The sequence below is a fragment of the Rummeliibacillus sp. SL167 genome (assembly GCF_007896505.1).
Classification (GTDB): Bacteria; Bacillota; Bacilli; order Bacillales_A; family Planococcaceae; genus Rummeliibacillus; species Rummeliibacillus suwonensis.
Map to the genome: position 1 here is coordinate 284050 of NZ_VCBM01000003.1, position 20958 is coordinate 305007.

Consider the following 20958-nt stretch of genomic DNA (forward strand, 5'->3'; position numbering starts at 1 on the left):
CAATGGCTCGCAATCTGTACATAAAAATTTTTATACAAAAAAAGAGTATCTAGAAGAAATAGTTTTCCCTAGGCGCTCTTATTTTAATCTAACATTAATGTGTAAATGCTTGCAATACTCGTTCTAATTCCATTCCGCGTGAACCTTTTAATAAAATAATAGCGTTTTCATCAGCACTATGACGAATTTTTTCGATAATCGCGTCATAATTATCATCCGTCCACAATAAATTTTCTTCTGGTACTTTCGCTTTTAACCGATCATATAGCCATTTCATACGTGGACCAAATAAGCAAACTTGGTGTATATTCGCTGGATCAATAGCATCGGCTAAATCTTCATGGAATTGTTGCTCTAATTCGCCAAGTTCCAACATATCCCCAAGCACTACCCATTTATCTTGACGCATATTGGTTGACTGCATAAATTGCAATGCAGCCCGTATAGAAGTTGGTGCAGCGTTATACGCATCATTGATAAATAAAATCCCTTGATCTCCATTCACCAGCTGCATACGCATATTGGTTAATGAAACTTTTTTCAAAGCTGCACGAATTTGCTCACCTGTTAGACCTGCTTCATGTGCAATTAAAATCGCGACTAGCGCGTTTTTCACTTGATGACGACCTAATACAGGGAGAAAGAAATTACCATTCACAATTCCTTTAACCTTAAAAGTACTACCATTTTCAGTAGATTCAATATTAAAAGCCATTAAATCATCCGAAGGGGCTAAACCAAACGATATAGCCTCTAAATGCTGTGCATCCGCCACTAAAGATTTTAATAGTGGCTCATCACCATCATAGAAAAACTTGCCATCTTGTTGCAATCCTTGAACAATCTCAAATTTCGCCTTGGCAATGCCTTCACGCGAGCCAAGTGCCAACATATGTGCTTCACCAATATTCGTGATAATAGCATATTTAGGTTTTGCTATTTTGGTTAAACATTCTATTTGGCCAAAACCATCCATACCCATTTCTAAAATGGCAAATTCAGTATCTTCATCTAAAGATAAAATAGTTAGTGGTAAGCCTAACTGATTGTTATGATTACCTTCTGTTTTTTGCACTTTAAAATAGGGAGAAAGCGTTCCTGCTATAAGATCTTTTGTTGATGTTTTACCATTTGAGCCCGTGACACCAATAAATGTCGCTTGATGTTCTGCACGATATGCATTGGCCATTTGTTGCAATGCCGCTTCAGAATCATCTACAAAAATAAGCGGTATATCTTTGGGAGGATTAGGCTCCCCTTTTTGCCAAAGAGCAGCTACTGCACCATTTTCAAATGCTTGTGTAACAAACTTGTGTCCATTTGTTTTTTCTCCATGAAACGGGATGAACAAATCACCTTTTTGTAATGTGCGCGTATTGATGGAAACACCTGTTACAACAACATCTTCCCGAAAATCTTGATCACTTTTTAACCATCTTGCTATTTGTTGCAATGTCTTTTTCACAATAGATCACACTCAATCTCTTTTATTGGTATTGAAGCTGTTGTTTTTCTTCATAACGTTCGATCGCTAATGTAATTAGTTCTTCGATTAAATCGCTATAAGCCAGACCAGTGTTTTGCCATAAAATTGGATACATACTTACAGGTGTGAAACCAGGCATTGTATTAACTTCGTTGATATATACTTCATCTTCAGCAGTTACGAAGAAATCTGAACGTACAAGTCCTGAGCAATCTAAAATTTTAAATGCACGAATGGCCATATCAGACATCGTTTTGATTACTTGATCTGTTACAGGTGCTGGAATCAATAACGCTGTTTTGTTATCGTTATATTTTGAATCATAGTCGTAGAATTCTGTTACGGGTTTGATTTCTCCTGGTACAGAAACTTTCGGCTCATCATTACCAAGAACCCCCATTTCGATTTCTCGGGCAACAATGCCTTTTTCAACGACAATTTTACGATCATATTTTAAAGCAAGCTCAACAGCTTGAACTAGTTCTTCGCGATTGGTAGCTTTACTAATACCAACACTTGAACCTAGATTAGCTGGTTTCACAAACATTGGCCAAGCTAATGTTTCTTCCATTTTAGCTATTAATGCATCTTGATGTTTCTTCCATTCCTTACGAATGAAATAGACATAAGGAACTTGCTTTAATCCTGCAATTTCGAATAGCTGCTTCATCACGACTTTATCCATACCAACGGCAGATGCTAGTACACCATTACCGACATATGGCAAGTTCAACGCTTCTAGTAATCCTTGAACCGTACCATCTTCGCCATTCGTACCATGAAGTAATGGGAAAATGATATCAAATGGTTTTTCATCCTCATCTAATAAGAAGCTTGAAATATCATTAGGTTTAGATTCTTTTGAATCTTTGCCAAATTGTAAGTCTGAAACTTTTTCTACAGGTGCTGTAAGTTGAACTCCTCTTCTCCATTCGCCTTCACGTGTGATGAAAATAGGGAACACATCATATTTATCAAAATGTAATGCTTGTATTACGGCCTTCGCAGTCGATAAGGAAACTTCATGTTCTGCTGATTTACCACCGTATAATAAGCCTAATTTTTTCTTCATAGGTTCAAATTCCTCCAGATTTTTTCTATTCATAGTTTAGCATGACTATACCAATTCATGAAGTGATTTCATTTTCCAAAAATGCAAATCACTAATCGAAATGATGATCGTTTTACCTCTAAAAAATAACATTTATATAATAGCACTCTGAAAAAATATTGCATCAAAAATCAATTACGCCTCCAGCTAACTACCGTCCGGATTTTTTCGAGCTTGAGGAGAAAATTCCCTTTCAAAATCCGTGACATCCGCCGAGGACTTTATCCCGCTTTAACGGGCAGTAAGCCCCCCGCTCAAGATTTAGAGAGATATGACAAAGATAGATGGGGAATCAACTGCCCGTAAAAATCCAATTGGTTCGGACGGACAAGACGTTGGTCCCTCAGATGTTGCACAGGACGTGGCTCTTTTCACTTCCGTTCCTCTATTTCAGTGGGGATGAAAAAACCCCACTGATGGAGTTTCACTTTATCTTGATTCAACAGGCGTTTATACACCCGCTGAATGAGGAAAAAAGCATTCATCTCACCACTATTGAGGGTGGTGCCTGCCGCTTACGCTTTCGGTACAAAAAACATTGCTAAATCAAGATAAAAAAAAGATTCCTACTTATCATATGTGGGAATCTCAAATTGTCGACAAAGTCAAAATTTTAACTTTATCAACGGTTTTTATGTTGTCATTTGAACAAAAAAATTTTACAGATTGATAAAAAACGTTTACTAGATAGATTTGATTTGTACAGCTAAGAAACTTGGAATAGAACCAGCAGTAAAAGAACCATAAAGAAACGATACATGGAAGCAAGCGTTTACAGTTTAGTACAAATTCCGACAATAAATAAAGCGAAGCCTCCATCAACGGGGATCTCTCATCCCCTCTGATTTATTATCAATGGAAGTTGTTTTAAATTTTTTGTAGAACTATCGAAACATAAAAGTGGGGCACTATCTATTAATATAGGGTAAAATCCATTATTAAGAAAATATATAAGTGCGATTACTTATGGGTTTCTAAAATCTTATCAGGCTTTTTCTTCAAAATGCTATTTAAATCATCCCATATTTCATCTGGAAAATCATCATCTGAAATACTACGTAATTCCATAACATAAGCAATTTTGGGCTTTTCTATTTTGTACATAGAAAATAACACACCATCTTTTGCATCCTCACGAAAATTCCTCATCATTTCTTTTGTAAACATCGGTGTAAAGCTACTCGCTTTTCTTCTCCAAAATGTGGTCGCGCGTTCTTTCTCTTGAATAATATTATTAAATAATTGCGCTACTAATTTCGCTACATCTTCTAAATCGCGGAAGTATATTTTTGAAAATCTTCCCTCTTCACTTGATAGGTATACATACTTATTTTGTAATTGATGATAAAATGGCGAGCGGATAGGCTCTTTTTTATGACCAATATAGAGTAATTCTGCCTGCTCTTGCGGCGTTAGCAAATTCAACTTACGTTCATCTGAAAAATCGATCCAACATAAATCTCCTTTGGAATCCATTACCCTTTTCACAAACTTTGGTATTCCTTTCGCCTCTACGAACTCTAACTGTGTATGCATGTTGAATGAACCATCTTCGTATTCATTTTTTAGTAGCAAAATATTTTGAAGCGGACCGACTGAAGAGACAAATTCACGGAAAGTTAAACCGCTAAAAATAACAAATTGGTTTAATTCGTTCATATGTACATATAAATGATGTAGAAAATCATCAGCAGTTCGCATTTTTTTTGCCAAGCCGATCACCTCATTTCCATTTCTATTATAAGATGTAAATACAAAATTTGAAACATTTGTGATTCGATTTCGTCACAACTTTGTACACGAGCGTGATACAATAATATAGACTATAATATTTGAAAGGTGAAACGCGCTGTTTAAATTTGAATAACACTGTAGATAGACTTGAAATTGGCCTCTTGTTAAAGAATTGCATTTTCAAGGATGTGGCGTGTGAACTAGACAACCCTTGTGTTAAATCTACTAATTTAGGTGACTATTATGAATTCAAAGAGAACTTTTTCCGATCGTTTTGACTGGACGCTCGCTTTTATAATGATACTATTTTGTATCATCAGTGTGATGGCTATTGCCTCTGCACAAACTACAGGAGTATATGACACTAACTTTGTACCTAAGCAACTTTTTTGGTACTTCGTAGGCGCCTGTATTATTGCGGGCATGATGTATTTCGAGCCAGATCAATACAAAAAAATGTCTTGGTACTTATATGGTTTAGGAATATTCATTCTAATTCTCTTAATGATTGCTCCTGATGGCGTCGATCAAATTGCTGAGCCCAGAAATAATGCAAAAAGTTGGTTTCATTTAGGATTTGCTGATATCCAACCATCTGAGTTTATGAAGACATTCTTTATCCTTGCCCTTGCACAAATAGTCAGTAAGCATCATGAAAAAAATCCAATTAAAACATTAAAAACGGATTTTATCCTTTTAGGGAAAATTTTTTTAGTGCTATTGGTTCCATTAGCATTGATTATGCAACAGCCGGACCTTGGTACTTCATTAGTATTCCTTGCCATTACTGCCGCAATTATCATTGCAGCAGGGGTATCTTGGAAAATTATTTTGCCAGTTGCCGCCTCTGCTGTTGCTGTTGGTAGTTCCTTATTATGGATGGCACTTTATATGCAAGATTTTCTTATTGAAAAACTTGATTTTAACCGATATCAATTAGCACGCATTTATTCATGGCTGGATCCTTATTCTTATTCATCTACTGATGGATTTCATTTAATATCTTCTTTAAATGCGATCGGCTCCGGCGAAATTTTGGGGAAGGGATTCAAGAATCATCAGGTAGCTGTTCCGGAAAACCATACTGATTTTATCTTTAGTGTGATCGGCGAAGAATATGGATTTATCGGAGCAAGTATTGTGATTTGTTTATTTTTCTTCTTAATCTTTCACTTAACAAAACTTACTTTACGGATGAAAGATCCATTCTGTACTTATGTTTGTGCAGGTATTATTGCCATGATTACCTTCCATGTATTCGAGAATATAGGAATGACGATTCAGTTACTTCCAATTACAGGGATTCCATTACCATTCATTAGTTATGGTGGTAGCTCGATGATGGGGAATGCACTTGCATTAGGCTTAGTGTTTAGTATGAAATTCCACCATCAAACCTACATGTTTGGTAATGATGATGATGATTTTTAATTAAAAATTGAAAGTAATTCGCAATAGCCTTATCGGCAACAAACTTAAAAACAGTCCAAAGAGAACCTATTTCATCTCTCTGGACTGTTTTTCTGTATGTTAAAAACGCGAGCATAAAAAAACTCCGGTTATGCTAAGACCGAAGTTAATAACTGTGTTCAAGTTAGTTTTGAGTTTGTGGAGATGATTTTGGTGGTGCTAATGCTTTTAATAATTCTAAGCGAGACTTAGTAGTCGTTGCCTTAACGCCAAGTTTTGATAAATTCGCAATTATTTTTGTTACATCTACATTTCTTGACATACCTTCCACCTCTTCTATTTCTTATATTTTATATGACGTAGCGCCTCTATAAAAGTTGCTACTATTATTCAATCATAAACAAATAAAATACTTTTTATTCCTTATTATCATAACATTTTTTATCCATATAAATAATTTCAATATTGTTACATATCGTATGGGTAATTATCATACTACATACACTATTTTCTTACAATCATACTTTTGACTGACATCATTTTTCTTCACAATCATTCTTCTTTACATACCCCCGTAAGGTATGATATTTTATAAACAATAGGAGGTGAATACTTTTGACAGAAGAATGTACAAACCATTCTTGTCGCAAAAGTCACCATCCCGAACATGTAAAAAAGGATTTAACCACTCGTTTAAATCGCATTGAAGGTCAAATCCGTGGTATTAAAGGCATGGTCGAGAAAGATGTTTATTGCGATGATATTATTACTCAACTATCCGCTACACAATCTGCGCTCAATAGTGTAGCTAAAGTATTACTTGAAGGCCATATAAAAGGTTGTGTCAAGGATCGTTTAGCTGAAGGTGATGACGCGGTATTAGATGAACTTGTTACAACTTTTCAAAAACTAATGAGAAAATAAGGAGTGTTTCATAATGACGGAAAAAATCCAATTAAAAGTAGAAGGTATGTCTTGTGGACATTGTGTAAAAGCAGTAGAAACAGGTGTCGGCGATTTAGACGGCGTAAAAAGTGTAAATGTCAATTTAGAAAAAGGTCTAGTAAATGTAGATTTTGATCATTCTAAAGTAACAACTGAAAGTATTAAAGAAGCAATCGAAGAAGAAGGCTATATCGTTAAATAATCTGGAAATAGCTGCAATCTTTGCAGTTATTTTTAGCATATTTTTATACCCCTTGCAGGTATATAAAGTGTGACTTCTATCAGTGGGGATTTTCTTCATCCCCCACTGGAACTAGAGAAATTCAGGTTAACCTTAAGATGGGGGTCTTACTGCCCGTTAACGCGGGATAAAAGGAGGCATTTTCAGTGACAACATCCAGTACTAGTAATAAAGAAGTAACGCTTGATATTCAAGGAATGACCTGTGCTGCCTGCTCTGCTCGTATTGAGCGTGGACTCAATAAGTTAGAGGGGGTTGATCAAGCAACTGTTAACTTAGCTCTTGAAACCGGTCATGTGTCCTTTGATAGTACAAAACTCGATGAAGAGGCACTTATCGCAAAAATTCAAAAGCTTGGCTATGATGCAGTCGTTCACAAAGAAAATGAAGAAAGAGATCATCGTCAAATTGAGATTGAAAAGAAAACGCGTATATTTATCATCTCTGCCATTTTTTCTCTACCTCTTTTGTGGACAATGTTTGCACATTTTTCATTCACAAGAGGCATTTATGTTCCTGAATTTCTGATGAATCCATATGTACAATGGGCTCTTGCCACAATCGTTCAGTTCGGCATTGGCTGGCAGTTTTATAAAGGCGCTTATTATGCACTCCGTAATAAAAGTGCCAATATGGATGTACTCGTCGCATTGGGAACATCCGCTGCGTACTTTTACAGTGTTTATATGGTTCTTAAAAATCGCGAACATATCGGCATGCATCATTTAGATTTATATTTTGAAACAAGCGCGATTTTAATCACTCTTATTTTGCTTGGAAAATTATTTGAAGCACGCGCAAAAGGTCACTCATCCGATGCGATTAAAAAATTGATACGATTGCAGCCGAAAACGGCATTTGTTGAACGAAATGGAAAGCCTCTCGAAATACCCATTCGTGAAGTAAAGCTAGGAGATATACTTATCATAAAACCTGGAGCGTCTATACCTGTTGATGCAATTGTTATCTCTGGAGATTCTGCGGTAAACGAATCGATGCTGACAGGTGAAAGCTTACCTGTTGATAAATCAACAGGCGATATGGTCTATGCTGCCACTTTAAACGAAAACGGCACATTACGGATCAAGGCTAAAAAAATCGGTCATGATACAGTTCTTTCAAACATTATCCGTGTGGTGGAAGAAGCTCAAGGCTCAAAAGCTCCTATTCAACGACTAGCCGATAAAATTTCAGCGATCTTTGTACCTATTGTCGTCACTTTAGCTGTCATCACATTTATCCTTAGCTATTTCCTTTTGACAGATGGTAACTTTACACCATCACTTGAACGAATGATCGCTGTTCTCGTAATAGCATGCCCATGTGCACTTGGGCTTGCCACACCGACATCCATAATGGCGGGTTCTGGGCGTGCTGCTGAGGCAGGCGTGCTTTTTAAAACAGCTGAAGCACTTGAGTATACAAACACGATTGATACGGTTGTGTTCGATAAAACAGGAACAATTACGAAAGGAACACCTGCTGTCACAAACTTTTTAGTACTAGATCAATATGAAAAAGAAACATTGGTTCCTCTTATTGCAGCAGCTGAAAGTAATTCAGAACATCCCGTCGCAACAGCGATTACAACATATGGTAAAGATTATGGTGAATTACCCGCAGTTCAAACATTTAAAGCGATCCCTGGTCAAGGAATCGCAGCAACTGTTGAAAATAAACAAATCATAATTGGAACTCGAAAATTGTTTAAAGATCGCCATATTGAGATCAACTGTAACAGTCATTTTGAAGATGAAGGCAAAACGGTTATGTATGCGGCCATCGATCAACAACATGTTGCAACAATTGCTGTAGCAGATGAGGTAAAAGAAACTTCTAAAGAGGCGATCTCCAAATTGCAAAGCATGGGGATTCATACGATCATGCTTACAGGTGATCAACCGAAAACGGCTGAGACGATTGCAAAGGAAGTTGGCATCGACCGTGTCATTGCAGGCGTTTTACCTACTGAAAAAGCGGTAGAAATCGAAAAACTTTTAGAAGAAAAGCGACATGTTGCCATGGTCGGAGATGGATTAAATGATGCCCCTGCCCTTGCAAAAGCTGATATCGGTATAGCCATGGGCACAGGAACAGATGTGGCTATTGAAGCGGCAGATATCACGATTATGAAGGGAGATTTACTGAAAGTAGTAGATGCTGTGAAAATGAGTCGCTTAACTGTTCGTAATATTAAACAAAACTTATTCTGGGCACTGGCCTACAACTCCATCGGCATTCCAATCGCTGCCTCTGGCTTGCTTGCACCATGGCTCGCTGGCGCAGCAATGGCATTTAGTTCCGTATCAGTCGTACTAAATGCATTACGATTGCAAAGAGTTCAATTATAAACATATTTTTTCTGAACAGAAGACCTGATATATATTTTAAAAATAAAAGGTGACCTCAGAATCGTTCAACTAACAACTTTTGAGATCACCTTTATTATTTTTTCATTCCCGTGCATTGCAGCAACAAATACTCCTACTCCATTTATCTCTCATATGAATGAACAGATCCCATTTATAACTTCCCACTAAAAAGCAGGAGAATAAATGGGATCAACTATTTGTAGAAGCCTGATTCGTTCGGGTCAACATGATGTTGGTCACTCAGGTAGTATCACAGGACGTGGCGCTTAACCTGAGTTCCCCTATTCAATAGGAGGTGAAGTTTTACTTATTTAATAACGCCATGTAATTCCGTCAATTCAAATAAACGATCTCCGCCGCGTAAAGCGTAGCTAAACTCAACAGTTGTTTCTTGTGGAGCGCCGTTTAATGTACTTTTGGCTTTAAAAACTTCCATATTGACAGATTCAACTTCTATATCTGTATGTCCAAGTGATTGTAGTACAGTTTTTACTTTGAATGTACGAGCAGGTACCAAATCAATTAGTAAAGGAATATCTAAATCAAGAATGGATTTTGTACCTTCATTTGTTTTAATAATAGCGATTGCTGTAATTTCCATCGTTACGAAATCCTCCTTTATCTTAATCATTCTTATTATAGCACTATACAAATTTTCCGAACAAAAGCCTCAATAGTGAGAGAAATGTCACAGCTACATAGCGAAACTACGTCATAAGCAAGTTGCAATCGAAAATGGGGCCATTACTTTTTAGATTCTTATTTCACACTTTCCATTTGCCAAACTGAAACCCTTCGTATTACACTATCTTACGTTCTATAGGTTTACTCTCCTTTAGATGACAAAATGTTAACACCTAATGAGGGTAAACCTAATTTCTTGACTATTTGAAAATAGAAGGCAGGGCTATCATGAAAAAATCCATTATCTTGCTAATGTCCGTGCAATTTTTTGTGTACTTAGGGTTTGGATTAATCATCCCTATTTTACCTGAGGTAGTGGTACAACAAGGATTTGCAAAAATACATGTGGGTGGCTTATTAACCATCTACTCACTCGCAAGTTTCTTTACAGCTCCTTTTTGGGGAATGCTCAGTGATAAAATAGGGCGGAAAAGATTAATTTTAATAGGCCTACTTGGGTTCTGTACTAGCTTTTTACTGATTTCATTATTTATGAATTCATTGACATTACTTTATATTTCCCGAATTATCGGTGGTTTATTCTCCGGTGCGCTTTATACTGCTGTGACAGGATTTGTAGGTGATTTATCGACAGAGGAAAATCGCAATAAATATATGGGCTTTATGGGCATGTCAATCGGTCTTGGTTTTATCTTTGGACCAGCATTAGGTGGTTTACTCGGAAAAATCAGTTTAACTACACCATTTACCGTCTCATCCATCCTAATCTTTTTGTTATTCATCTATGCAAGCATTATTTTGAAAGAACCGGAACGACATATAACATCACAAAAACGTGCCATTGTGCCAAAAGGAGCCTCAATACTCTTCCAGTATCGCATACGTTACTTATTCGTATTTTCTTTTATGGTGACCTTTTTATTGGCGGGCTTAGAATCTACACTTCAATTATTCCAAATGGCTAAGATCAACATTACTTCTGCACAATTAGGTTCGCTCTTTCTATTCAGTGGATTTGTAGATTTTATGGTTCAGGGAGGACTTGTTCGTCATATTAAAGATGGTACTGAAGTGAAGTGGTTAATAGGGGCTCAAGTAGTCACTGCAATGGGCTTATTTATGTTTCCATTTACCAAAAGTTTAGCCTTTGCAGGATTTGCACTATGTGTATTTACTGCTGGGAATGCTTTAGCCCGTACATTAAATACGTCACTTTCTTCAAAGGAAGCCGGTGGAAAGTATGGAACGGCAGCTGGTATTTCCTATTCCATGGATAATATAGGGCGTATCATTGGGCCCATGTTCTTTACATGGATTCTTACAAAAAAAGCCGATTTCGTCTATGAAATTTCGGGGACATTAGCCTTGTTCAGCATCCTCATCCTTGTCCTATTCCATGTAAGCAAAAGAACATTACGCAGTCAAAAAGAAGCATAATGTTTCACCAAAAAGTTCAGCATCTTTCGTTTGTTCTATAAATGCCGGACTTTTTCTTTTATATGAGATTTAGAGGAAGTCAATTGTGGATATATTTGTTGAATAACTGATAAACGCATCATATAAGAAGTAATCACGATCAGTATAATACTTGATGACCTACAATCCTTAGTTTTTAGCGTGTTTCGTTTTTCTATCTTCCTTTTTGACAGTTACTCCTGCTAATACTGCACATTTTCAAATCGCTCTTACAATTATTTTAAAATTCTATTAGTGTATAATGTTATTTGTAATCGCTTCTTAATAATTGTTGGATAAGTTATACTTAAGAGAAAAGATTATGGAAGAAGGTGATAAAATGGATACAGCCAGTTTAACATCTTTAATCGTTTCCACTATTTTGGTTTTAAACATATTTCTTGCAGCTATTATTATTTTCCTAGAAAGAAAAGAACCTACCTCCACATGGGCCTGGATTCTTGTCCTATTCTTTTTACCTGTTGTAGGATTCATACTCTATTTATTATTAGGTAGGCAACTACGCAAAAAGCACTTATTTCGCTGGGAAGGCCGCAAAAAAATCGGTATCGATAAACTAATTGATTATCAAATGGAAGCCATTCGTGATGGTTCTTTTGAATATCGACTAGACGATGCAGCTCATTACGAAGACATCATTTACATGCATTTAACGACAAATCATGCGGTACTGACACAAGATAATGCTGTTACAATTTTTAGTGATGGGAAAGAAAAGTTTAAAAAACTATTAAAGGATATTGAAGCCGCTAAACACCATATCCATATTCAATACTACATCTTTAAACTGGATAACTTAGGAACACGCATTTATCAATTGCTACTAAAAAAAGCAAAACAGGGGGTAAAAGTTCGACTTTTATATGATGAAATGGGTTCTAGAGGCGTACATAAAAAACACTTCAAAGAACTAATAGAAGCTGGTGGAGAAGTTGAAGTTTTCTTTCCTTCCATACTTCCTCTTTTTAACCCACGGATGAATTACCGAAATCACCGAAAACTTGTCATTATCGATGGTCGTATCGGTTATATTGGTGGTTTTAATGTGGGTGATGAGTATCTTGGCTTGAAAAAAAAATTCGGCTATTGGCGAGATACACATTTGCGCATTGAAGGTAGCTCGGTTCATCCTATGCAGACAAGATTTTTATTAGATTGGAATCAAGCCTCCGATACAAAAGATATTCAGTACTCTGACAACTACTTTCCAACGATCTCTCGCAAAGGGGAAGTTGGTATTCAAATTGTATCTAGCGGACCCGATTCTGAATGGGAACAGATTAAAAATGGTTATCTAAAATTAATAGGCATGGCTAAAAAGTATATCTATATCCAAACTCCATATTTTATCCCAGATGATAGTTTTATGGATGCTGTGCGCATTGCTTGCTTATCAGGGATCGATGTTCGTATTATGATCCCAAATAAGCCTGACCATATGTTTGTATATTGGGCAACTTATTCCTATGTTGGACAATTAATCAAGGCAGGAGCTAAAATTTATATTTACGAAAATGGATTCTTGCATGCAAAAATGATTGTTATTGACGATGAGGCCTCTACAGTTGGGACAGCTAATATCGATTTTAGAAGCTTTAAGCTTAATTTTGAAGTAAATGCATTTATCTATCATCGCGATACATCCCATCAGTTAGCAGAATTATTTGAGCAAGATATGCTACTTTCAACTGAACTTACACCTGAATTATACAATAGTCGGTCACGTATTATTAAAATGAAAGAATCCATTTCTCGTTTGCTAGCGCCCATCTTATAATAGAGCATTTAGAAGCTTTTGCCCGTCATACAAGCGTAGAAAGGAATTCGGTGTTCCGCCAGCCATCCCTTGTCTTCAGCTGACACCTTCAAACCTGCTCAAAGGCACTGAAACGAGTATGTGAGGTATTTCTAAGTCCTCCGCAACTTTTTATAGCACAAAATTTTAGAGCCTATGTAAGGCCTTTCAGCAAAGCGGTAGAGCCATCAGCATTAATTGATCCATAAAAAAAGCATATAGTACAAATTCATTCCTTGTACTATATGCTTCTTATTTTATCCCGCATGAACGAGCAGAAGATACACTCCAGTATAATACAGTAGAGTCACTTTCTGTAAAGAAAACCTCATTGAGAAGTTTCACTTTATCTGATCCCTAAATACTCTTCAAGTGTTTCATGCTTATTGTAAATCTCAGTGGCAATTTTTTTGCCCACATAACGAAAATGCCATGATTCATACATATAACCTGTCACGTTCTCTTTACCCTTTGGATAACGCATGATAAAGCCATATTTATGTGCATTTTTGGCAATCCACTTGCCTGCTTCTGTTTCGGCAAATTTATTATCAGCATATGCCTCTGTATTCCCTACTTCTCCTATATCGAACGCTAGACCTGTTTGATGCTCAGAATAACCCGGTCTTGCGCTATAAGTATCGGCTGCTTTTTTTCCATCGCGTTCCACATAGGCATCATATAGTTCTACTTGTCTATCATATGAACGATAGGTACTAAAAGCATCGAATTTAAATCCATCTAATGCTGCCGCAGCATTTAACTCTTCAAAAGCTGCACGGGCATCTGCATTTTCACCTGGTGCAAAATCAGTTGGTAACGGATACTGTTTGCTTGCTACCAAGACACCTTGAATATATGTTGCTTTTTTCGGTAGCTTTTGTCCTATAATATAGCCTCCTGCATCCACCTCTTGCTCTTTTTTAGTAGTAGCAGCAGTCGTTTCCTTTTTTTCTGATGTATTATGTGTAGCAGTCTTTTGCTCAGCTTTAGTTGCCGAATTTTCCTTTTCTGAGTCATTACACCCTGCAAGTAAACTCCCTGAAATAGCCATGATAAACGCTAAAGCTACCGGAAATTGATAATGCTTCCCTTTACCCACTATTGAACCACCTCTATTTAACTTTTAAACTCATCATAAATAATTTACTTTACTATACAAAAAATCATGATCAAACAACAAGATACATTCATACTTTTTTCATTAGAAAAGGATAGTAAAAAGGATAGCTAATGTGGCGATTCCAAAAAATATGGCCATTCCTTTCATCCATTTTGCTTCTTTTACATAACCTTGTTTCGCCATATCTTTTGCACGAAATGTATTAGTAATAGTAAACATTAATGTAATGAACAAAACAGCAAGATTGAAATTTTGCTTGAATACAAAAAACACCGCAAGTAAACTCGTGATCGCCACAAGTGTACCTGATACTAATCTTACATTCATGATAGCCCTCCTCATATTGCCCTTTTACTCTTCTTCATACAAAAATCGGAGCGATCGATTCACCCCGATTTAGTTTACCTTATTTTTTTGTTTTTTTCTTTGCAGATTTTGCAGCTTGCTTCTCTGCAGGTGTTAATCTTCTTTTTTCCTCAGATGCTTTTGCAACTTCTTTCGTCGCTTTTTCAGGATGTTCTGAATAGAATTTACGTCCTAAATATGTTTGGAAGATCAAGATAGCACCACTGACTGACCAATAAAGTGGTAATGCTGACATACTAGAAAATGAGATGAACATAATCATAATTGGTGAAATATACATCATCATCTTCATTTGAGACTTTTGTTGTTCTGGAACTGTCCACAATGATACTTGTGCTTGTATAAAGTATACTGCACCAGCAATAAGTGTCATGATGATATCAGGTTTACCTAGTTCATACCATAAGAATGGATGGGATTGCACTTCACTAGAATACAATATAGCGTAGTATAAGCCCATGATAATTGGCATTTGGATAATAACGGGAAGACAGCCCATGTTCATAGGATTAACGTTATACTTTTTGTATAATCCCATCATTTCTTGTTGTAGTGCCATTTGCTCTTCTTTTGTTTTTGCCGCTTTTAATTTTTTTTGGATTTCGTCCATCTCTGGCTTCAATTTATCCATTTTTTCTTTCATGCCTTGTTGATTTTTATAGTTTTTCAGCATGAATGGCATTAATATTAAGCGGATAATAACAGTGATAAGGATGATCGCTGCACCATAACTACCGTTAAATACATTATTGCCGAATAAATCTAGCAAAATTTCCATTGGTTTTACGAAAGTATTATAAAAAAAGCCTTCTTGGTTCTTAACTGAATCACAACCAGCTAGCACAAATGGTGCTAAACCAAGCATTGAAATTAGCCAAAGTTTCTTCTTCAATATTTTCACCTACAATTTCTCAAGCTATAGTGAAGTATACATTATATAGTGGATACTAATCAAATCAAAGTCATACAAGGGAACATAATATATATAATTCTTTCTATTTTAGCTCTTTTTTCAGGATATTGTTGGTTTTAGTAACTTATAAGAAGCGAAAGGCGGTAACTGCCCCTGCGTTCAAAACAAACGAATCAAAACCCGCGCAGGGAAACCTTAGATTCATTATGGAAAAGCACCCGCCTGTAGCAAATCGGAAGATATCTATCAACAGTATTTATTATTAAACAGGACCTTTATTTTAAAAGCTTTTCAGGTAGTTGGAAGCGGAAATACTCTCGATCTGGTTTATCTCTAAAATGTTTTGGTGTAACACCAACATATTTTTTAAAAATACGAGTATAATAGCTTTGATTGCAAAAATGGAATTGTTCTGAGATATTAGAGATGCTTTTGTTTGTATGCCGTAAATAATATTGTGACTCTTCCACTCTTCGTACATTCAAATATTCTACTAATGTTATTCCTACATGCTCTTTAAATATACGTGATAGATGACTTGTACTGATTTTAAAGTATGCAGCTATATCTTCTACTGATAAATCTGTTTCAATCTCATCATCAATGTACATAATTACTTTATTGACAGTTTGATGCTTATAAGATGGTTGCTTTCTTTCGGATATAACATAAATATAAAATTCGATTAAGTCATCTGCAAATTGCAAAAATTCTGCATCATTCATGTGTTCATCGATCATTTCCACACAAGCAACATTAAAAGCAAACGCTTTCCTAGATGGCGCTTGATTATCAATTAGCTTTCTCGTAACTACTGAAGATAGAATAACAAAATAATATCGAACTGCTCTAAAAAAATGCTTGCCAAAACGTACTGATAACATATCAATTAATTGTCGCAATGATTCTTTTGCAGCTATCGCTTCTAATTGATAGATTTCACGTAACAATTGAGCTTCAATGTCGAAGAATTTTTCTATTTCTTCGTGTTGGTTCATCGTCTCAATTTCCTTAAAATACTTTTTAGAAATAGATTCTGAAATGGAATATTCGTATTGTAGCATAGACTCCCCATCTTTCTATAAATTACACATTTTTCTATTACATTATTTTTACTATATAACGAAAATGGTAATATGAAAATAGTTTTATTAACCAAGTATGAAGAAATTTTACTCATTTTTCTCATAGGAAATTATACTTATTAAACAAGCAATTGGCAAATTTCTTTTACAAAGACTATAAATATAAGAGATCAATCCTTATAGAATCTTAACAAAATATTTATCTTTATTTTTATCGTCCATCAAATTATAGTATTTATATAGGCAAGTTTATTTGTCACGAGTGTATGAACTCATACACTCATTAGCTATACTTAAATTTATAATTGATCTATAGTAATATGAATGCGAAAAAATTTTTTAAGAATGGAAAGAAACGAGGTAGAAATTTAATGGATCCACGATCTATCGAGGAATTGATACAGATTATTAAGGAGTTCTTCCCTGATAATACGTCAATCGTTATTTCAGATACAAAAAAATATTTGTATTATCAACCGAGTAAAAAAATTGATTTGAAGATCAAACCCGGTGACGAAATACCTGAAGGCTCTGCGACTCAAAAGGCACTTGACTATGGTCAAAAAGTAAATTCATTTATTGAACCTGAAATATTCGGTGTCCCTTATTATGGAATGAGTATTCCATTAATGGACGAAGGAGAAACGAAGGGTGCTATTACTGCAGTATTCCCTCAAAAGCCTTCTCCTTTCTTAACTAACTACATTACCATTAAAATTGACGACTGTTGGTATCCCGTTAAGCATGATGAAGTGATTTATCTAGAAACTCAACTTCGTAAAACATTTGTCAAAACCATGCAAAAAGAAGGCTACCATCGTTTAAATTTAAGTGATCTTGAATTATTCTTATCACCTGATACATTTATTCGATGTCATCGCTCATATATTGTGAATATTAATTTTATTGAAGAAATTCAACCCGACTCACATTCAACATTCTTATTAATCATGAAGAATGGTACGCGTATACCAGTTAGCCAACGTTATGCAAGCTATTTCCGTCGTTCTTTAGGGTTCTAAAAAATTTCCATGCCATGTATAATCTAAAAAAGTTGTCAAAGACTATTCTCTGGCAACTCTTTTTTTCGTCAATTTTCTACTTTATTCGATTTTTAATCCCTTTCATGAAACTGTAAGCAAATTGTGACAATTTGGTGATATTATAAAATTAATTATATCAATTACACTTCGGCATAATTGCATCCGGATTTTTTTGAGTTTGCTCAAAAAGTTTTTCTTTCAAATCCGTGATAGCCGCTCAATTACTAATGTTCGAAACAGAAGATTTTTATAAATCAGAAATGGAATTTTTTGTTAAAGGAGAGATTTTCGTGACAGTAACAGTAGAAGAAAGACTTCGTTATCCACAACTTGCTGATAAGATCATGACAGCCGCTGAAGCAGCTTCATTCATCAAAGACGGCATGACTTTAGGATTAAGTGGCTTTACACGTGCAGGTGATGCAAAAGCTGTACCGCATGCTTTAGTAGAACGCGCTAAAACTGAGAATTTTAAAGTAGATGTATATACGGGTGCATCACTTGGTTCTGACACAGATGCGTTAATGTCTGATGCAGGTATTGTTCGAAAACGCTTACCATTCCAAGTAGACCGTACGATGCGAAGCCACATCAATAAAGGTGATTTGTACTTTGTTGATCAACATCTATCAGTAACTGCTGAATATTTACGACAAGGTTCTATAAAAGGTGTTGACGTTGCAATAGTTGAAGCTACTGCTATTACAGAAGATGGATTATTGATTCCAACAACTTCAGTAGGTAACTCACCTATTTTCATTCAAGATGCAGACAAAGTGATTATTGAATTGAACCTTGCTTCATATCCTGAACTTGAAGGAATCCATGATATTTATATCCCAGAGCCTCAGGGAGAACGTCAACCTATTCCTATTATTCATTCGGCAGATCGCATCGGTCAAAAAGGTATCCCATTGGATATGGATAAAGTGATTGCTGTTGTCGTTACTAATCTAGAGGATTCTCCATCATTAATCGTTCCTCCTGACGAAGAAACACAACAAATGGCAAACTATCTTTTAGATTTCTTCCGCGATGAAGTCAAAGCAGGTCGTTTAACAAATAAGCTTGCACCACTTCAATCAGGAATTGGTTCAGTAGCAAATGCTGTATTAGCGGGTATGGTTGATTCTGAATTTGAAGACCTTGAAGTATTCTCTGAGGTTCTACAAGATGCAGTATTTGATTTAATCGATGCTGGCAAAGTGAAAACGGCTTCTTGCTGCTCCATTACACTATCTAAAGAAAAAATGGAATCTGTTTTCCACCATTTAGATAAATATGCAGATAAATTGGTATTACGTCCGCAAGAAATCTCAAATAACCCTGAAGTGATTCGTCGTATGGGATTGATTTGTATGAATACAGCCCTTGAATTCGATATTTACGGTAACGTCAACTCAACTCATGTACTAGGTACTAAAATGATGAATGGTATCGGTGGTTCTGGTGACTTTGCTCGTGCTGGCCGCATTTCCATTTTCGTTACAAAATCTACTGCTAAAGATGGCAAAATTTCATCAATCGTTCCATTTGTATCACATGTAGATCATTCAGAACACGATGTAGACGTAGTCGTAACTGAACAAGGTATTGCTGATTTACGTGGCTTAGCGCCTCGTGAACGTGCGGAATTGATTATTGAAAACTGTGCGCACCCTAAATATAAATCTGCTCTTCGTGCCTACTTTGAAGAAGCGAAAACACATGGTGGACAAACTCCTCACATCTTAGAAAAAGCATTCTCATTCCATACGAACTTCGCTAAATATGGTACAATGCTTTCTCCTGAAGAAAACTAAATTGTGAGTTTTGAGTAAGCCTTTTTGTTTTGGAAAGCTGAATCCTACTTTCAAAGCAAAAAGGAATATCTCTACCACAAATAACATAGAAAATTAAAAAACGCAGATGTTTTTTTAATAAACATCTACGTTTTTTTAATTTTGCATTTTTGACCACGATGATAGAGTAAGTGAGTACACAGTGGTAGTTTACTTTCCTACACTATGTATTAGTTGAATCAATCGTTGATCCCTCACACCTATATCTGTGTCTTAGAATTGGTCCTTACTTTTTCACCCTTTAACACGGGATAAAGTGAAACTTTAATTAGTGGTGGTTTTCCTCATCCCTACTGATTATTAGTTGAACCAATCGGGCTTTTACGGGCAGTTTATCTCCCACCTAACTTCTTTACTTTCGCTGAATTTTGAGGTGGGAATATTACTGCCCGTTAACGCGGGATAAAGCTCTATCAAAAGAATTCTACTCATTATAGTAAAACTAGCTATGACCTATGATTGAGGTGGCTTTACACCGTTCAAGTGTTCATGTTGTTCTTCATTTTCATATTGAATCGCCGTTCCAGAACCTTCATAGATCATTTTAGTATCATCATCGTCATATGTTTTATGTTCGTTCGTATGCCCCTCAGCGGTTGTTGTATTAATAGCATCGTCAGCTACTTTAACAGATGAATCAGATAGTTTGTCTATAAAGCCATTTAGTTTGTCCTTAGTACTATTAAATGCTTCTACTGCTTTATCACGATTTTCCTTTTTACGAAAATATGCATATGCACCTGCTGCAAGTCCAGCGATCAATAAAGATTTACCTTTTGCCATTTTCATCATTTCCTCCCATTTATCATTCTAAATTAACTATACCCTATTTTTTAGAAAATACACGTTTTCCTGTGATTTTACAATAATTTGTCACGATTTATCACTTTTACATACCATATCAATATGTGGTAAACACTCAAATTCATATGGTTCCGACACAGCTTCAAAACCAAATTTACCATAAAAGTTTTGTAGATAAGCCTGTGCTTGGATAAATAAGTCGTGCTCTGGCCATTCTCTTTTTGTTACTGCTATAATCCTTTTTAATAATTGTTGTGCCAATCCTGTGCCTCGAGCTTCTGGTCGTACTATTACACGACCAAATGATGCCATATTCTCATATTTTTCATTTGGAGGAACTGCTCTAGCATATGCAATGATTTTACCATCTTCCTCGTAAGTTATATGAAGACTATTTTGATCATGATCATCTAGATCTTCATAATAAGCTTTTTGTTCAACCACAAATACATTAATTCTTAATTGGATAATCTTATACAGCTCTTCTGTTGTAAGTTCTTCAAATCGTTGTTCTTTCCATGCCAATTAACTCACTCCCATAGCACTATTATTTCACAAACAGCGTTTC

The 20958-nt window shown here is 35.8% G+C and carries 20 protein-coding genes; 9 read left to right on the forward strand and 11 right to left on the reverse strand.

Annotated features, from left to right (window positions below; translation table 11 throughout):
- Nucleotides 1-94 precede the first annotated feature (94 nt).
- Together FEZ13_RS14810 and FEZ13_RS14815 are read right to left on the reverse strand one after the other, a co-directional pair.
- Nucleotides 95-1465 (reverse strand): UDP-N-acetylmuramoyl-tripeptide--D-alanyl-D-alanine ligase, encoded by a 1371-nt coding sequence (locus tag FEZ13_RS14810; RefSeq protein ID WP_146553317.1) that lies wholly within the window; start codon nt 1463-1465, stop codon nt 95-97.
- A gap of 22 nt (nt 1466-1487) precedes the next feature.
- Entirely contained in the window at nt 1488-2558 is a 1071-nt protein-coding gene (locus FEZ13_RS14815; protein ID WP_146553318.1) for a D-alanine--D-alanine ligase, read from the reverse strand.
- Between the two features lie 310 nt (nt 2559-2868).
- On the opposite strand from FEZ13_RS14815, the gene FEZ13_RS20195 reads away from it, so the two are divergent.
- Nucleotides 2869-3000 (forward strand): hypothetical protein, encoded by a 132-nt coding sequence (locus FEZ13_RS20195; protein ID WP_255473189.1) that lies wholly within the window; start codon nt 2869-2871, stop codon nt 2998-3000.
- A 557-nt stretch (nt 3001-3557) separates the two neighbouring features.
- Here the strand turns inward: FEZ13_RS20195 and FEZ13_RS14820 are convergent.
- On the reverse strand, nt 3558-4319 hold the full coding sequence (locus FEZ13_RS14820) for a hypothetical protein (protein ID WP_312754959.1): 762 nt from the start codon (nt 4317-4319) through the stop codon (nt 3558-3560).
- 255 nt (nt 4320-4574) lie between these two features.
- Between FEZ13_RS14820 and FEZ13_RS14825 the strand changes: the two genes are divergently transcribed.
- Nucleotides 4575-5762 carry an FtsW/RodA/SpoVE family cell cycle protein gene (locus FEZ13_RS14825; protein WP_146553319.1) on the forward strand — a complete coding sequence of 396 codons (1188 nt, stop codon included), beginning with the start codon at nt 4575-4577 and terminating at the stop codon, nt 5760-5762.
- A gap of 163 nt (nt 5763-5925) precedes the next feature.
- On the opposite strand, the gene FEZ13_RS19665 is transcribed toward FEZ13_RS14825, so the two are convergent.
- A complete protein-coding gene (locus FEZ13_RS19665) occupies nt 5926-6063 on the reverse strand; it encodes an Lmo0850 family protein (protein ID WP_164489537.1) in 138 nt (45 codons plus the stop codon).
- Nucleotides 6064-6356: 293 nt separating this feature from the next.
- On the opposite strand from FEZ13_RS19665, the gene FEZ13_RS14830 reads away from it, so the two are divergent.
- From FEZ13_RS14830 to FEZ13_RS14840, 3 genes are all read left to right on the forward strand, one after another.
- Nucleotides 6357-6665 (forward strand): metal-sensitive transcriptional regulator, encoded by a 309-nt coding sequence (locus tag FEZ13_RS14830; RefSeq protein ID WP_186725941.1) that lies wholly within the window; start codon nt 6357-6359, stop codon nt 6663-6665.
- A 13-nt stretch (nt 6666-6678) separates the two neighbouring features.
- Nucleotides 6679-6888, forward strand: a complete 210-nt coding sequence (gene copZ, locus FEZ13_RS14835; protein ID WP_146553321.1) for a copper chaperone CopZ — start codon at nt 6679-6681, stop codon at nt 6886-6888.
- Between the two features lie 185 nt (nt 6889-7073).
- Nucleotides 7074-9278, forward strand: coding sequence for a heavy metal translocating P-type ATPase (locus tag FEZ13_RS14840; protein ID WP_255473190.1), 2205 nt, complete (start codon nt 7074-7076; stop codon nt 9276-9278).
- A gap of 328 nt (nt 9279-9606) precedes the next feature.
- Here the strand turns inward: FEZ13_RS14840 and FEZ13_RS14845 are convergent, their stop codons facing one another.
- Entirely contained in the window at nt 9607-9900 is a 294-nt protein-coding gene (locus FEZ13_RS14845; RefSeq protein ID WP_146547892.1) for a hypothetical protein, read from the reverse strand.
- Nucleotides 9901-10211: 311 nt separating this feature from the next.
- On the opposite strand from FEZ13_RS14845, the gene FEZ13_RS14850 reads away from it, so the two are divergent.
- Both FEZ13_RS14850 and cls read left to right on the forward strand, forming a co-directional pair.
- Entirely contained in the window at nt 10212-11381 is a 1170-nt protein-coding gene (locus FEZ13_RS14850; RefSeq protein ID WP_146553322.1) for an MFS transporter, read from the forward strand.
- Between the two features lie 340 nt (nt 11382-11721).
- Nucleotides 11722-13197: a cardiolipin synthase gene (gene cls / locus FEZ13_RS14855; RefSeq protein ID WP_370467713.1), complete on the forward strand. Its 1476-nt coding sequence runs from the start codon at nt 11722-11724 to the stop codon at nt 13195-13197.
- A gap of 364 nt (nt 13198-13561) precedes the next feature.
- Here the strand turns inward: cls and FEZ13_RS14860 are convergent, their stop codons facing one another.
- From FEZ13_RS14860 to FEZ13_RS14875, 4 genes are all read right to left on the reverse strand, one after another.
- Complete coding sequence (locus FEZ13_RS14860; protein ID WP_255473191.1) at nt 13562-14317, reverse strand: M15 family metallopeptidase; 756 nt, start codon at nt 14315-14317, stop codon at nt 13562-13564.
- A gap of 102 nt (nt 14318-14419) precedes the next feature.
- Nucleotides 14420-14665, reverse strand: a complete 246-nt coding sequence (locus tag FEZ13_RS14865) for a hypothetical protein (protein WP_146553323.1) — start codon at nt 14663-14665, stop codon at nt 14420-14422.
- 79 nt (nt 14666-14744) lie between these two features.
- Complete coding sequence (gene yidC, locus FEZ13_RS14870; RefSeq protein ID WP_255473192.1) at nt 14745-15596, reverse strand: membrane protein insertase YidC; 852 nt, start codon at nt 15594-15596, stop codon at nt 14745-14747.
- 296 nt (nt 15597-15892) lie between these two features.
- Complete coding sequence (locus FEZ13_RS14875; RefSeq protein ID WP_146553324.1) at nt 15893-16681, reverse strand: helix-turn-helix transcriptional regulator; 789 nt, start codon at nt 16679-16681, stop codon at nt 15893-15895.
- A gap of 392 nt (nt 16682-17073) precedes the next feature.
- Between FEZ13_RS14875 and FEZ13_RS14880 the strand changes: the two genes are divergently transcribed.
- The gene (locus FEZ13_RS14880; protein WP_146547886.1) at nt 17074-17724 is read left to right on the forward strand and encodes a LytTR family DNA-binding domain-containing protein; all 651 of its coding nucleotides are present in this window, start codon (nt 17074-17076) and stop codon (nt 17722-17724) included.
- Between the two features lie 281 nt (nt 17725-18005).
- A complete protein-coding gene (locus FEZ13_RS14885; RefSeq protein WP_146553397.1) occupies nt 18006-19547 on the forward strand; it encodes a succinyl-CoA:acetate CoA-transferase ScpC in 1542 nt (513 codons plus the stop codon).
- A 492-nt stretch (nt 19548-20039) separates the two neighbouring features.
- On the opposite strand, the gene FEZ13_RS14890 is transcribed toward FEZ13_RS14885, so the two are convergent.
- Together FEZ13_RS14890 and FEZ13_RS14895 are read right to left on the reverse strand one after the other, a co-directional pair.
- A complete protein-coding gene (locus FEZ13_RS14890; protein WP_146553325.1) occupies nt 20040-20369 on the reverse strand; it encodes a hypothetical protein in 330 nt (109 codons plus the stop codon).
- A gap of 90 nt (nt 20370-20459) precedes the next feature.
- The gene (locus FEZ13_RS14895; protein WP_146553326.1) at nt 20460-20915 is read right to left on the reverse strand and encodes a GNAT family N-acetyltransferase; all 456 of its coding nucleotides are present in this window, start codon (nt 20913-20915) and stop codon (nt 20460-20462) included.
- Nucleotides 20916-20958 lie beyond the last annotated feature (43 nt).